Source organism: Burkholderia sp. BDU5, assembly GCF_001522845.1.
GTDB classification, from domain to species: Bacteria; Pseudomonadota; Gammaproteobacteria; order Burkholderiales; family Burkholderiaceae; genus Burkholderia; species Burkholderia mayonis.
The window spans coordinates 115414-128377 of the sequence record NZ_LOWC01000026.1 but is presented as its reverse complement, the minus strand read 5'-3'; the positions used below and the strand labels follow the sequence as shown (position 1 = coordinate 128377).

Genomic DNA, 12964 nt, shown 5'->3' with positions numbered 1-12964 from the left:
CACGCAAGACGGAAAACCTCAAGGAGAAATTCAAATGAAGTCGCTGCAAATCGCCGTCGTCGCGCTGTCGCTGTCTGCCGTCATGGCCGCTGCTCACGCGCAACCCGCCGCCGACGCGGGCCGGCAACCGGCGAACCGCACCGAGACCGTGCAATCCGCCGGCCGCGTCCCCGCCGCCCATCAAGACCGCAAAGACCCGAACGAATGCGTCGGCCCGGTCAGCTTCTGCAACATCTACTTCGGCAGTTGAGCGTCGTGCGCGCCGCGCTCCCGCCTGCACGGAAAGCTCGCGAAGAGCTTTCCGTTTCATGACTTCAAGCTGTCAAATTCCTTTGCGAGACTGCGCGCTCGATTCACCGTCCGCGCAACGTCTCGACGAGCGGCGGTGCCTTCAAGCCGATCAGCCTTCGCTCCTCCGTGTCGATGAAACGTCGCCTCTCCCGCCTTCTCGCTCCAACCCTGCTGTGCGCCGCGCTCGCCGCTTGCGGCGCCGATGACGCGAACGACGACGGCTCGCCGCCGTCCGCGCAGCCGAACCCGACGCCTGATGCACCCGCGTCGGCACCGTCCCCGGCATCGGCGACACCCGCCTACTATCAGACGAAGACGCCTTATCGTCCGCAGCAAGACGCATCGACCTACGAAGCGCCGCCCGCGGGTTACGCACCCGTCTATACGGAGATGGTCGCGCGCCACGGCTCGCGCGGGCTGTCCGGCTTCAAGTACGACGGCGCGATTTACGAGATGCTGCAAAAAGCCGACGCCGACGGTGCGCTGACGCCGCTCGGCCAGCAGTTGAAGGCCGACACGTTCACGATGATGAAGGCGAACGCGCTGCTCGGCTACGGCGTCGCGGGCATCTCGACGCCCGGTTACGGCAATCTCACGCAAGCCGGCATTCGAGAGCATCGGCAACTCGCCGCGCGGCTGCTGCAGCGGCTGCCCGCGCTGTTCGACACGGTTGCGGGCGCGGCGGCCGGCAGCGCGCCGCGCAGGATCGTCGTCGTCAATTCCGGCCAGGATCGCGCAGTCGACAGCTCGACGTACTTCTCCGGCGCGCTCGTCGCCGCGCGCCCCGCGCTCGCGCAGTCGATCACGCTGCCGCCCGCGCCGGCCGGCTACCCGGAAGGCGCGCCCGTCGCGCAAGCCGCGGGCGTCAACCGCTTTCTCCTGTACTTCCACTCGCTGAAGCCCGCAACCGATCTCGTCACGTCGATGACCGATCCGTATTACGCGACCTATCGCGACAGCATCGCGTATCAGGCGTACGGGAGCAATTCCGTCGTCACCGCGAAGCTCGATGCGATCGCACAGTCGCCGCAGACGACACAGGTCGCGCAGACGGTGCTCGCCGGCCTCGTGACGCCCGATTTCGTCGCGAAGCTCGGCACGACGGGCTACACGTTCTCGAACACGGGCACGTATACGTTCGCGTCGGCGGACGGCAAGTTCGGCAACACGATCAAGGGCGACGGCAAGACGAAGATCAAGTCGGCCGCCGACGCCGCTAACGTGCTGTACAACCTGCTGCAGGTCGCGCCCGCGATGACGACCGAGACAGGCGGCGTCGCGATGGAGCGCTACATCGCCGCGCCGCAGGCCGAGTACCTCGCCTATCTTCAGGACGCCGAGGATTTCTACGAGAAAGGCCCAGGCATCGCCGAAGCGAATCCGGTCACGTACCGGATGGCGCAGGGGCTCGTCGACGACTTCTTCGGCGAGATCGATGCGATCGCGCGCGGCGACCTGACGAACGCGGCGAAGCTGCGCTTCACGCATGCCGAAGTCGTGATTCCGTTCGCGTCGATCCTGAAGCTCAAAAGTGTATTCGCGCCCGTGCCGCAGGCGCAGACCTACACATACGCGAGCAACCCGTGGCGCGGCGAGACGGTGTCGCCGATGGCCGCGAACCTGCAGTGGGACGTTTACCGCAACGGTTCACGGCTCATCGTGAAGATGCTGTACAACGAGCGCGAGACCGATTTCCAGGCCGCATGCGACGACGCGCGCATCGCGCCCGGCAGCCGCTTCTACGACTACGCGGGCCTGAAGCGTTGCCACGGCTACGGCTGAGCGTCGCCCGTGCGCGGCCGCCATCCGGTCTCGCGCATCGCATCGACGAGCCGCGCCGCACCGAGCGCGTCGACGCGCACGCCGCGCGCCGCGAGACCGGTCGCCGCCACGAGCGCGTTGACGATCGCCTCCTCGACCGCTTCCGCCGCCGCGTCGAATAGCGCCGAGATGTGCGCGTCGGCGACCATCCGCACGCCGATCGTCGTCGGCCCCGAGCGTCCGTAGCTCGCGACCGGCAAGCCGGTGTTGCCGGTCGCGAACGCGACGAAGATGTCGCCGCTCGAGTTGTCAGTGCCGCCGCCGACGCGCGCAAGGCCGACGCTCGCGCGCTGCGCGAGCCGCGTGCATTGATGCGGCAGCAGCGGCGCATCGGTCGCGAGCGTCACGACGATCGAGCCCATTCCGGGCTCGCCCGCCGCGGCAGGCTCGCTGAACGGCGAATGCGCGTCGCGCAGCACTTCTCCGACCGGGTAGCCCGCGACGCGCAGCGCGGCGCGCTGCCCGTAATTCGCCTGCACGAGCGCGCCGACCGTCCAGCCGCCCGACGCATCGGCGACGACACGCGACGCGGTGCCGATGCCGCCCTTGAACTCGTGGCAGATCATCCCGGTGCCGCCGCCGACGCAGCCCTCCTCGACGGGCCCCGAACACGCGACGGCGAGCGCCTGCGCAACATGTTCGGCTTGCACGTGCTGCCCCCAGATGTCGTTCAGGAGTCCGTCGAAGGTCTCCATCACGACCGGCATGCACCAGTACACATGATCGCGATCGCGCGCGCCGCCCTGCGCGCGCTCGATCGCGATCAGCGCGTCGCGCACGACGCCGACGCCATGCGTGTTCGTATAAGCGATCGGCGTCGTCAAGAGCCCCGCCTCGCGGATCCATTCGAGCCCGGTCGCGTCGCCATTGCCGTTCAGCACGTGAACGCCTGCGAAGCAAGGCTCGTCGCGCGCTCGGCCGGCGCGCGGCTCGATCACCGTCACGCCCGTGTGCGCCGACGCGTCGCCCGCATCGACGTGCAGCGTGTGATGCCCGACCCGCACGCCCGCGACGTCGGTGATCGCGTTGAAGCGTCCCGGCTTGCCGCGGCCGATGCGGATGCCCAGATCTCGTGTGCGCATGCTGATGGTCCTCTCTCTCGGTTCGTTGGTCAGAGTTCGCGGAACGCCGTGCTGCGGCGCGCCCAGAGCGCGTAGGTCGCGAGCGAGACGACGGCGAGTCCGGCGATGATGTATAGGTCGGTCGGCTTCGTCGCGGCGGCGATCGTCGTATACAACGTATACCCGGCGCCCGCGATCGCGACGACCGGCGGCAGCGGCCACCATGGCATCCGGTAATGATGATCGACGTCGCGCCGCATCACGCGGCTCGCGAGCGCCGCGACGCCGACGGCGAGGTAGATGAGCAGCAGCAGATCGACGGTGAACGCAGTCAGCTCGTCGAGGCTCGACACGAACACGAGGAGCGTCGACGGCACCGCGAGCGTCAGCGTCGCAATCCACGGCGACTCGAAGCGCGGATGGATGCGCGTGAACGCGCCGTTGCACGAGCGCGCCCACAACGCATGGCGTCCGCTGCTGTACAGGAAGCGCCCGACCATGATGACGATCGCGATGATCGCATTGAACACCGACAGGAAGATGCCGCCGCTCACGACGCGCGACACGCCGGGATTGCTGAGCGCGCTGACGACATAGCCGATCGGATCGGCGCTCTTCGCGAGCTCGACGAACGACGGCGCGCCGAGCACGATCGCGGTCAGCGGCACGAGTTCGACGACGAGGATCACCGCGAGCGAGCAGATCACCGCCTTCGCGATGTCGCGGTTGCCGCCTTCGAGATCCTCGGCGAGAAACACGGCCGCGCCGAAGCCGTTGTAGCAGAAGATCGCCGTGCCGACGGCCGGCATGATCGCGGCGAGCGTCGCGGGCACGAGCGCGGCGCCGTTCGCGACGACCGGGTGCACGAGCGCGAGCGCCGATCGATGCGGCTCGGAGAAGCCGAGATACGCGATCAACGCGAGCACGAGGATCTCGATCACGAGAAACGCGCCGGTGATCCACGCATTGGTCCGGATGTTCAGGATGCCGAGAACATAGCTCGCGAGCACGATCGCGAGCGCGACCGACTGATTGCCGAAATGCGTGCCGAGCGCGGCGTTCAGGTAAGGCGCGGCGCCGCTCGCGAGCACGGCTGGGATGAACACGTTGACGGCGAGCACCGCGACGAACGTCAGATAGCCGGGCAGCGCGCCGAACACGCGCTTGACCATCACGTACTCGCCGCCCGCGCTGCGGTGCGCGGCGCTCAGTTCTGCGTAGCAAAGCGCGAACGCGAACGCGAGCAGCCCGCCCAGCACGAACGACATCACCGCGCCGCTGCCCGCCTGCTGGATCGCGAACGGCGCGATCACGAAGATCGAGCTCGCGGGCGTCACGCCCGACACCGTGATCATCACGACGTCGCGCACGCTGAGCGACCGCACGAGCGCATCCGGTGCGCGCACTTCAGCCGGCGCGGCGGACGCCACGCTCGAAGACTCCGATATCATCGCCATCTTGCACTCCTTTGCCGCGGGATTTTTGAACGCCCATACTCGGGCCACGCATGGGGCGCAGTCTAGGAAGCCAAATTGCGCGCCGCCATTCCCCCTTGGGGTTACGCCAAACCGGGTCGCACATGGACCGACTGTTCAGCGAAGTAGCGATGCATCAAGCGTTCGGACGCGCGCTCGATCACCTCGGCGAGCCGCGTTTCTGGCGCTTTCTGATCCTGTTTCTCAACGAGATCGTGCCGTTCGACAACGCGCTCGCGACCGCGCTCGGCCGCGACGGCGCGCCCGTCGTGCTCGACGAATACGACACGGGCGGCGCAAGCGGGCCGTCGCCCGTGCCGCTCTATCTCGACGGACTCTATCTGCTCGATCCGTTCCTGCAGGCCGCGCACGACGGCCTCGCGGACGGCTGCTATCGGCTCGAGGAAATCGCGCCCGACCTGTTCCGGCAAAGCGAGTATTTCCTCAGCTATTTCCGCGACGCGGTCGGCGAGGACGAGTTGCAGATCATCGTGCGCACGCGGCCCGACGAGACGCTGTCGCTGTCGCTCGGTGCGCACACGCGCTTTGGCACCGACGCGATCGGCCGGCTCGCCACGTGCGCGCCGTGGCTTTTCGCGGCGATCCGCCAGCAGCGCAAGCTGCAAGGCGACGCGGCGCGCGGACGCGCCGACGACGATCTCGCAGCGCGCGTCGAGCGCGCGCTCGCGAGCTTCGGCGCGGAGCTGCTGACCGAGCGCGAGATGGCGATCGCGCGGCTCGTGCTGCGCGGCAACTCGTCGAAGGCGATCGCCGAGCGGCTCGCGATCTCGCCCGAAACCGTCAAGGTGCATCGGCGGCACTTGTATTCGAAGCTCGGGATTTCGTCGCAGCCGGAGCTGTTCTCGCTGTTCCTGCAGGCGCTCGGGCACGACGTCCCGCGTTGATGCGACGGTGCACGCGAGCCGCGCGGCCGGCGGTTTTCCCGGCCGCGCGCGCGACGATCGCCTTTCCTCCTACCGGAAAACCGCCTATGGTTTGAAAGGGCTCGGAACGCATGCGGCACGGCCGCGACGCAATAGCGCCGTCGCGTCGGCGCCGCCCGTGCGTTCGCCGCGCCCGCCAGGACAAGGAGACAGCCATGAGAACCGCTTATGTCGCTTATGTCGCTTACGCGCTCGCGATCGGGTTCGCGCCGGTCGCCGCGCTCGCCGATGCGCCCGCGATGCCGAGCGGCGGCACGCTGGTCGCGGCCAACGGCATGACGCTTTACACGTTCGACAAGGACGCCCCGAACTCAGGGAAGAGCATGTGCAACGGCCCGTGCACGACGAACTGGCCGCCGTACAAGGCGAGCGCAACCGATCAGCCGACGGGCGGCTACACGATCATCAAGCGCGACGACGGCACGCTGCAATGGGCGTACCGGGGCAAGCCGCTCTATTTCTTCGCGAAGGACGCCGCGAAAGGCGACATGAAAGGCGACGGCTTCAAGGACGTCTGGCACGCACTGAAGGAGTAAACGCGCCGAGGGGGCGACGCGGCGAGATGACGTAAGCGGTGCGGTGCTGCGCGGGTGCAAGTGCAAGGCGAGTGCGAGCGCGGACATCGCAGCATAGCGCTTCTCTCGCACTCGCCTGGCGCCGCGCGCCGCACCTTCGATCGCGACGGTCGGTCGCGCGAGCGCCAAGCCTATCGAGAGCGGCACGCGCGTTCCATTGACGCGGAAGGTGCCGACGAGCAGCACCGTCAGCACACACGCGCAGTGCGGACCGCATGCGCGCCGCCATCGCGGACGCCAAATTCGACAGCATGCCTCGCGATACTTGCGCATTCCAGAACCTATCCCGGTCGACGCTGTAGCGCTGCGTCGCAAGTCGCACGTCTCGGCCCGCAACTCAAGGCCCGCGTATCGCCGCAATCGCGTGGCGCGCAAGTGCCTCGATGCGCGACGATCGGCCGTCTTCCGCCCGGACGCCGATGCCACCACAGCGCTCGATACACACGCGATATCGCGCCGCGACGCACCGCGAGCGTATCCGCCCGCGCATCGGAAAACCGCAGCCGCGCCGCCGAAGCCGCCCATCAGCGAACGGCGAACGGCGAACGTCGACACGACGATCGACAGCGAACGAAGAACGACGCGATGCCGCCCGCTCCGCACGCGACGCCCGCGACGCACGCCGCGGGCCGCGCACGCCCGAAAAGAAAAAACCCGCGTTTCCGCGGGCTTCGAACAAGCCGTCGACGGAACGCACCGCCGAACGACCTGGATGGGCCAAACTTGAAAGCTGCTCAGCGGCTCGACGGAAAGCTGAACACCGTCCCCTCACGCACGCCGGCCGACGGCCAGCGCTGCGTGATCGTCTTGCGCTTCGTGTAGAAGCGCACCGCGTCCGGGCCGTATGCGTGCAGATCGCCGAACAGCGACCGCTTCCAGCCGCCGAACGAGTGATAGGCGACGGGCACCGGCAGCGGCACGTTGATGCCGACCATCCCGACCTGGATGTTGTCGCTGAAGAAGCGCGCGGCTTCGCCGTCGCGCGTGAAGAGACACGTGCCGTTGCCGTACTCGTGCGCATCGACGAGCGCCATCGCGTCGCCGAGCGACGCGACGCGCACGACGCCGAGCACCGGCCCGAAAATCTCGTGCTGATAGATCGGCATGCCGGGCTTCACGTGATCGAACAGGCACGGGCCGAGGTAGTAGCCGCCGTCGTGGCCGTCGATCTTCACGCCGCGCCCGTCGACGACGAGCGACGCGCCCGCGGCGACGCCCGCGTCGACGAAACCCGTCACCTTCTCGAAATGCTGCTGCGTGACGAGCGGGCCCATGTCGACGCCGTCGCCCGTGCCCGGGCCGACCTTCATCTTCGCGATCTCGGCCGTGAGGCCTTCGACGATCTTGTCCGCCGTCTCGTCGCCGATCGCGACGACAAGCGGAATCGCCATGCAGCGCTCGCCGCACGAGCCGTACGCGGCGCCCATCAGCGCATTGACCGCGTTGCCGATGTCGGCGTCCGGCATCACGACCGCGAAGTTCTTCGCGCCGCCCAGCGCCTGCACGCGCTTGCCGTGCGCGCAGCCCGTCGTGTAGATGTACTCGGCGATCGGCGTCGAGCCGACGAAGCTCACCGCCTTCACGCGCGGATCGGTCAGGATCGTGTCGACCGCTTCCTTGTCGCCGTTGACGACGTTCAGCACGCCGGGCGGCAGGCCCGCTTCGAGCGCGAGCTCGGCCATCCTGAGCGTCGACGACGGCGTGCGCTCCGAAGGCTTCAGCACGAACGTGTTGCCGCATGCGACCGCCATCGGCCACATCCACAGCGGCACCATCACCGGGAAGTTGAACGGCGTGACCCCCGCGACGACGCCGAGCGCCTGGAACTCGCTCCACGAATCGATCGCCGGACCGACGTTCTTGCTGTGCTCGCCCTTCAGCAGCTCGGGCGCGTAGCTCGCGTATTCGACGTTCTCGATTCCGCGCTGCAGCTCGCCCATCGCATCGCCGAGCACTTTGCCGTGCTCGGCCGTGATCAGCGCGCACAGCTCGTCCGCGTGCGCCTCGAGCAGCGTCCTCAGGCGGCTCATCACGCGCGCGCGCTTCAACGGCGGCGTGTTGCGCCACGCCGGATACGCGGCCTGCGCGGCGGCGATCGCCGCTTCGACGGTCGGCTTGTCGGCGAGCTGCACGCTTTTCGCCGACGCGCCCGTCGCCGGGTCGAACACCGGCTGGATGCGGTCGCCGCCGTCGACGCGCTTGCCGCCGATCAGGTGGCCGAGGGTGGAGGTGACGTTGCTGTCGTGTTTCATCGCGATGTTTCCTGCAATCGTGTGTGTCGTTGAATCCGCGTCCGCGCGGCCGGGCGAACAAGCGCCGCGCCAACGTGCGCCGCGCGAGCCGGGCCGCAACCAGCCGGGCCCAGTCGAACCGTGCCGAACAGCGACCGCCGGATCGGGCGAACGCCGTCGCGCCGCCCGAGCGCGGCCGAAAACCGTCCGGCCGCCGTCCGAAGCGCGCGGCCCTGCGCGTCAGGCCGTCGCGATCAGCGCATCGTTCAGCGCGCTGATCAGGCTGTCGATCTCGCGCCTCTCGGCGATGAACGGCGGCGCGAGCTGAATCGTGTCGCCGCCGTAGCGCACGTAGAAGCCGTTCTTCCAGCAATGCATCGCGATCTCGTACGGACGGCGCGCGGGTTCGCCCGGCGCGTGCTCGATCGTCAGGCCCGCGGCGAGCCCGCAGTTGCGGATGTCGGCGACGTGGCGCACGCCCTTCAGGCCGTGCACGGCCGCCTCGAAATGCGGCGCGAGTTCGCGCACGCGGCCGATCGCGTCTTCCTTCTCGAGCAGGTCGAGCGCCGCGACGCCCGCCGCGCACGCGACCGGATGCGCCGAGTACGTATAGCCGTGCGGGAACTCGAGCATGTAGTCGAGGCCGCCCGCGGCCATGAACGTGTCGTAGATGTCCTGCTTCGCGATCACCGCGCCGAGCGGCTGCGCGCCGTTCGTCACCTGCTTCGCGACGTTCATGATGTCCGGCACGACGCCGAACGCCTCCGCGCCCGTCATTGCGCCCGCGCGGCCGAAGCCCGTGATGACTTCGTCGAAGATCAGCAGGATGCCGTGCGCGGTGCAGATCTCGCGCAGCCGCTGCAGATAGCCCTTCGGCGGCACCACGACGCCCGCCGAGCCGGAGAACGGCTCGACGATCACCGCCGCGATGTTCGACGCGTCGTGCAGCGCGATCAGGTCGAGCAGCCGGTCGGCCAGTTCGGCGCCGTGCTCGGGCAGCCCGCGCGAGAACGTGTTCTCGGGCAGTTGCGTGTGCGGCAAGAAATCGGCGTCGATGCCCTGGCCGAACAGCTTGCGGTTCGGCCCGATCCCGCCGACCGAGATGCCGCCGAAGTTCACGCCGTGATAGCCCTTCTCGCGGCCGATCAGGCGCGTCTTCGTGCCCTTGCCCTTCGCGCGCCAGTACGCGCGCGCCATCTTCAGCGACGTGTCGGCCGCTTCCGAGCCCGAGCCCGTGAAGAACACGTAGTCGAGGCCGGCGGGCGTCAGCGCCTTGATCCTGTTGGCCAGCGCGAAAGATTGCGGATGGCCGAACTGGAACGCCGGCGAATAGTCGAGCCGCGCGACCTGGCGGGCGACCGCGTCCGAGATCTCGGCGCGGCCGTGGCCGAGGCCGCAGCACCAGAGGCCGGACAGGCCGTCGAAGATCTTGCGGCCGTCGGCGTCCGTGTAGTACGCGCCCCTGCCTTCGACGATGATCCGCGGGTCCTGCTTGAACTGGCGGTTCGCGGTAAACGGCATCCAGTGGGCGTCGAGCCACGCGGCGTCGGTGCGCAGGGGCGTGTCGGGGGTCGTCGGTTCGGTCAGAGCGTTCATGTCGGTCGGCATCGCGGCGCGCGGATGAATGAAGATGTTGCGCATTGTCGAGTCGACGAATAGTCTTTTGAATATCGCAATATCAATGTTTACTTGAGCATTCATGCAAGCAAGAAAACCGAAGAGCCGCGCGCTCCTCGGCCAGCTCACCGACATGGACCTGCGCCTGCTGCGCGTGTTCAGGAGCGTCGTTCAGTGCGGCGGGATGGCGGCTGCCGAACTGGAGCTGAACATCGGAATCTCGACGATCAGCCGGCACGTAAAGGATCTCGAAACGCGCCTCGGCCTCGTGCTGTGCCGGCGCGGCCGCGCGGGCTTCACGCTGACGCCCGAGGGCCAGACCGTCTACGAGGAGACGCTGCGGCTGATGGCGTCGGTCGAGGCGTTCAGGAGCCGCGTCGACGGGATTCACGACCGGATGGGCGGCGAGCTGCACATCGCCGTGTTCGACAAGACCGCGACGAACCCGAAGGCGCGGCTCGGCGACGCGATCGGGCGCTTTCACGACGAAGCGCCGGACGTCGCGCTGAACCTGCACGTCGCGTCGATCAACGAGGTCGAGCGGGGGATCATCGACGGCAGTTATCAGGTCGGGATCATTCCCGCGCACCGAAGCTCGGGCAGCCTCGTCTATGCGGATCTCTTCGACGAACGGATGCTGCTCTACTGCGGCAAGCGCCATCCGCTGTTCGACGCGCCGCACGGCAAGCTGACATGGAGCCAGGTGCGCGGCTTCGCGTTCGCGGGGCTCGGCTACCATTCGCCGAACATGGAGCTGAGCCACCGCGCGAAGCTGACGCGCAGCGCGACGGCGTCCGATCAGGAATCGATCGCGACGCTGATTCTGTCGGGACGGTATCTCGGGTTCCTGCCCGATCACTATGCGGAGAGCTTCGAGGCGAAGGGGCTGATGCGGCCGGTCGCGCCGCAGCGGTTTCATTATTCGTGCCGGTTCGTGAGCCTGCTGCGGCGCTCGCCGCAGCCGTCGCGGGCAGCGCTGCTGTTCCAGGCCTGCCTGGAGGCCGCGCATGCGGCGGCGCCGGCGAAAGCATGAGCGCGAGGCCCGAATCCTCCGACATTCGGTCGATGAAGCCGGCAGCTTCCATGCGGCCGCCGCGGTCGACCGGTGCCAAGCGTGAAGACCGACGATTTCTTCATAGCCGTCCGAACGCCGCGCTCGGCTTGCACCGCGACCGTCCGCTCGCTCGCGGTGTGCGCCCCCTTTCCGCATTCTGATGCGAATGGCTCGTTCGGATTTGCGGCGAGGTCTTCGCCGCTTGCACGAACAGGCACGCGGGCACGCCGGATACTGCGGACAGCCGGGCGAAAACCGTTCGAATCGGATGAGCTTCGATGGTGAAAACGTAATCGAGCTTTCCGACGACACGTCACGTCACCGCCATATGCCCGAAGACCGGCGAGCCGACGTGCCTTTTCCGGACGATTTCCGCTCGAAAGGACTACGCCATCACCAGACCGGCGCGAATGCGATCGCGCGTGTTGCGTAGAAGACCACTTTCACTACAGGATGAGTCGTCGAAAGGGTGCGCACGCGCCAAGATCGTTCAAGGGAAGCCCGGCGGCATGCTCGGATTGTCTTCCCTTGCGAAGAAAACGTGACTGACGATGCGAAAGAACATGTTCGACGTGCCCGACGGGCGACGATCTTGAACGGCTCCGCGGGCCGTGCGCGCCAGCCGTCCACTACCGCCTCCCGCTCTGCGATAATTCCGCTTCCCGCATTCCTCCGCGCGCATGATGCGCCGCGCCAAGCCATGAACCCATCGTTGCCGCCCGCCTCCGCCGCGCTCCTGCCGCCGATCTCGTGCCTGCAGGACGGCGACCGCCCATGGCTGCCGATGGACGCGCGCCTGCCCGGGCTCGCGATCAAGTACCTGCACATCAACGTCGACGACGACGAGATGACCGTGCTGCTCAAGATGCCGGTCGGGCTCGCGCTGCCGCGGCATCGGCACGACGGCGCGGTATTCGTCTACACGTTGCAGGGAGAGTGGCGCTATCGCGAATACGACTGGATCGCGCGGCCCGGCAGCACGGTGCTCGAGCCGGCGGGCTCGCACCATACGCCGGAGGCGATCGCGTCGGAGACGGGCGAAGTCGTGACGTTCAACGTGATGCGCGGCGATCTCGTGTTGCTCGACGAAGCGGGCAACGAGACGGCGCGCGAGAACGGCCGGGTCGCGCTGCTGCGCGAACGCAAGTTCGCTCGCGCGACGCCGGATGTCGCGCCGCCTTTCGTCACGCGCTGAACGCGCGCAGCGCGGCTTGCCGCACCGGATCGCCGCGCCGCGACTGATCGCAACCGGTCGACTGCAGTCGGTGACGAAACGCTGCCGGCCCGGCGCAGCCGCACGCGCGGAAGGCCGCGCATTCCCGGAGGCCGGCCCTGAGCGGTCTTGAACACGAAGCCGAATCATCACGCCGGTCGTCCCGCTTGGCTTGAACGGAGCGTGGGCACAACGGGGCGTCCAGTACCGCAGCCCGGTCGAATCGCGGCATCGGGGCCGTCCGTACCGACGGGCCGCAATTCATCGTCCGTCGATCGCGCGCAGCCGTTCTTACCGCGCGTAGCCCACGCGATCGCTCCGGCGATCCGCCGATGCCGTGTCGCCGTCGCCTACCGCGCCCAAATTGATCGTGTGCGATCAACGAATGACTTCTCTCTATCCGACATCCCGGCGCGCCGCCTTGGATCGCGACGGGCTTGTCGCAGCGATGGGCGGAACCGCCGCAGTCAACCGAACTGCGTCGCCGCCATGAACGAGACGCAGGCCGTCATCCAACGACACCTTGCGCATTGACATTCGCATGGGGAGCCGATGCGACCGGCAGATGCCGGATGACGCGAAGCTGTTCAGGGATCGCGCCGAGCCGTTCGCTCGCTTCGGCGTCGATCGCGCGTGTCCCTGCGCCTCCTCAACACCATCGTCGTTCTCCGAATTCAATACC

10 protein-coding genes are annotated in these 12964 nt (G+C 67.9%); 6 read left to right on the top strand and 4 right to left on the bottom strand.

All coding sequences use genetic code 11. The features are described from left to right. Positions 1-34 precede the first annotated feature (34 nt). Positions 35-250, top strand: a complete 216-nt coding sequence (locus WS69_RS04950) for a hypothetical protein (RefSeq protein ID WP_059469685.1) — start codon at positions 35-37, stop codon at positions 248-250. A 173-nt stretch (positions 251-423) separates the two neighbouring features. After that, on the top strand, positions 424-2073 hold the full coding sequence (locus WS69_RS04945) for a histidine-type phosphatase (RefSeq protein WP_059469684.1): 1650 nt from the start codon (positions 424-426) through the stop codon (positions 2071-2073). Here the strand turns inward: WS69_RS04945 and WS69_RS04940 are convergent. Then, positions 2064-3194, bottom strand: coding sequence for a DmpA family aminopeptidase (locus WS69_RS04940; RefSeq protein ID WP_059469683.1), 1131 nt, complete (start codon positions 3192-3194; stop codon positions 2064-2066). The genes WS69_RS04945 and WS69_RS04940 overlap by 10 nt on opposite strands. 29 nt (positions 3195-3223) lie before the next feature. Further along, positions 3224-4630, bottom strand: a complete 1407-nt coding sequence (locus WS69_RS04935) for an APC family permease (protein WP_059469682.1) — start codon at positions 4628-4630, stop codon at positions 3224-3226. A 149-nt stretch (positions 4631-4779) separates the two neighbouring features. Between WS69_RS04935 and WS69_RS04930 the strand changes: the two genes are divergently transcribed. Together WS69_RS04930 and WS69_RS04925 are read left to right on the top strand one after the other, a co-directional pair. Further along, positions 4780-5553 carry a helix-turn-helix transcriptional regulator gene (locus tag WS69_RS04930; RefSeq protein ID WP_226382943.1) on the top strand — a complete coding sequence of 258 codons (774 nt, stop codon included), beginning with the start codon at positions 4780-4782 and terminating at the stop codon, positions 5551-5553. 194 nt (positions 5554-5747) lie between these two features. Next, positions 5748-6128 (top strand): COG4315 family predicted lipoprotein, encoded by a 381-nt coding sequence (locus tag WS69_RS04925; protein WP_059469680.1) that lies wholly within the window; start codon positions 5748-5750, stop codon positions 6126-6128. A 773-nt stretch (positions 6129-6901) separates the two neighbouring features. Here WS69_RS04925 and WS69_RS04915 read toward each other — a convergent pair. Both WS69_RS04915 and WS69_RS04910 read right to left on the bottom strand, forming a co-directional pair. Then, positions 6902-8419 carry a CoA-acylating methylmalonate-semialdehyde dehydrogenase gene (locus WS69_RS04915; protein WP_059469678.1) on the bottom strand — a complete coding sequence of 506 codons (1518 nt, stop codon included), beginning with the start codon at positions 8417-8419 and terminating at the stop codon, positions 6902-6904. A gap of 219 nt (positions 8420-8638) precedes the next feature. Then, positions 8639-10039, bottom strand: a complete 1401-nt coding sequence (locus WS69_RS04910) for an aspartate aminotransferase family protein (protein WP_197419204.1) — start codon at positions 10037-10039, stop codon at positions 8639-8641. A 58-nt stretch (positions 10040-10097) separates the two neighbouring features. Between WS69_RS04910 and WS69_RS04905 the strand changes: the two genes are divergently transcribed. Both WS69_RS04905 and WS69_RS04900 read left to right on the top strand, forming a co-directional pair. Next, complete coding sequence (locus WS69_RS04905) at positions 10098-11048, top strand: LysR family transcriptional regulator (RefSeq protein WP_059469677.1); 951 nt, start codon at positions 10098-10100, stop codon at positions 11046-11048. Between the two features lie 721 nt (positions 11049-11769). Continuing rightward, positions 11770-12264, top strand: coding sequence for a 2,4'-dihydroxyacetophenone dioxygenase family protein (locus WS69_RS04900; protein WP_059469676.1), 495 nt, complete (start codon positions 11770-11772; stop codon positions 12262-12264). Positions 12265-12964: the final 700 nt, after the last annotated feature.

What these genes read in the sequence shown, in the direction of transcription:
- WS69_RS04950 (WP_059469685.1), top strand. Translation starts at nt 35, where the DNA reads ATGAAGTCGCTGCAAATCGCCGTCGTCGCGCTGTCGCTGTCTGCCGTC.
- WS69_RS04945 (WP_059469684.1), top strand. Translation starts at nt 424, where the DNA reads ATGAAACGTCGCCTCTCCCGCCTTCTCGCTCCAACCCTGCTGTGCGCC.
- WS69_RS04940 (WP_059469683.1), bottom strand. Translation starts at nt 3,194, where the DNA reads ATGCGCACACGAGATCTGGGCATCCGCATCGGCCGCGGCAAGCCGGGA.
- WS69_RS04935 (WP_059469682.1), bottom strand. Translation starts at nt 4,630, where the DNA reads ATGGCGATGATATCGGAGTCTTCGAGCGTGGCGTCCGCCGCGCCGGCT.
- WS69_RS04930 (WP_226382943.1), top strand. Translation starts at nt 4,780, where the DNA reads ATGCATCAAGCGTTCGGACGCGCGCTCGATCACCTCGGCGAGCCGCGT.
- WS69_RS04925 (WP_059469680.1), top strand. Translation starts at nt 5,748, where the DNA reads ATGAGAACCGCTTATGTCGCTTATGTCGCTTACGCGCTCGCGATCGGG.
- WS69_RS04915 (WP_059469678.1), bottom strand. Translation starts at nt 8,419, where the DNA reads ATGAAACACGACAGCAACGTCACCTCCACCCTCGGCCACCTGATCGGC.
- WS69_RS04910 (WP_197419204.1), bottom strand. Translation starts at nt 10,039, where the DNA reads ATGCGCAACATCTTCATTCATCCGCGCGCCGCGATGCCGACCGACATG.
- WS69_RS04905 (WP_059469677.1), top strand. Translation starts at nt 10,098, where the DNA reads ATGCAAGCAAGAAAACCGAAGAGCCGCGCGCTCCTCGGCCAGCTCACC.
- WS69_RS04900 (WP_059469676.1), top strand. Translation starts at nt 11,770, where the DNA reads ATGAACCCATCGTTGCCGCCCGCCTCCGCCGCGCTCCTGCCGCCGATC.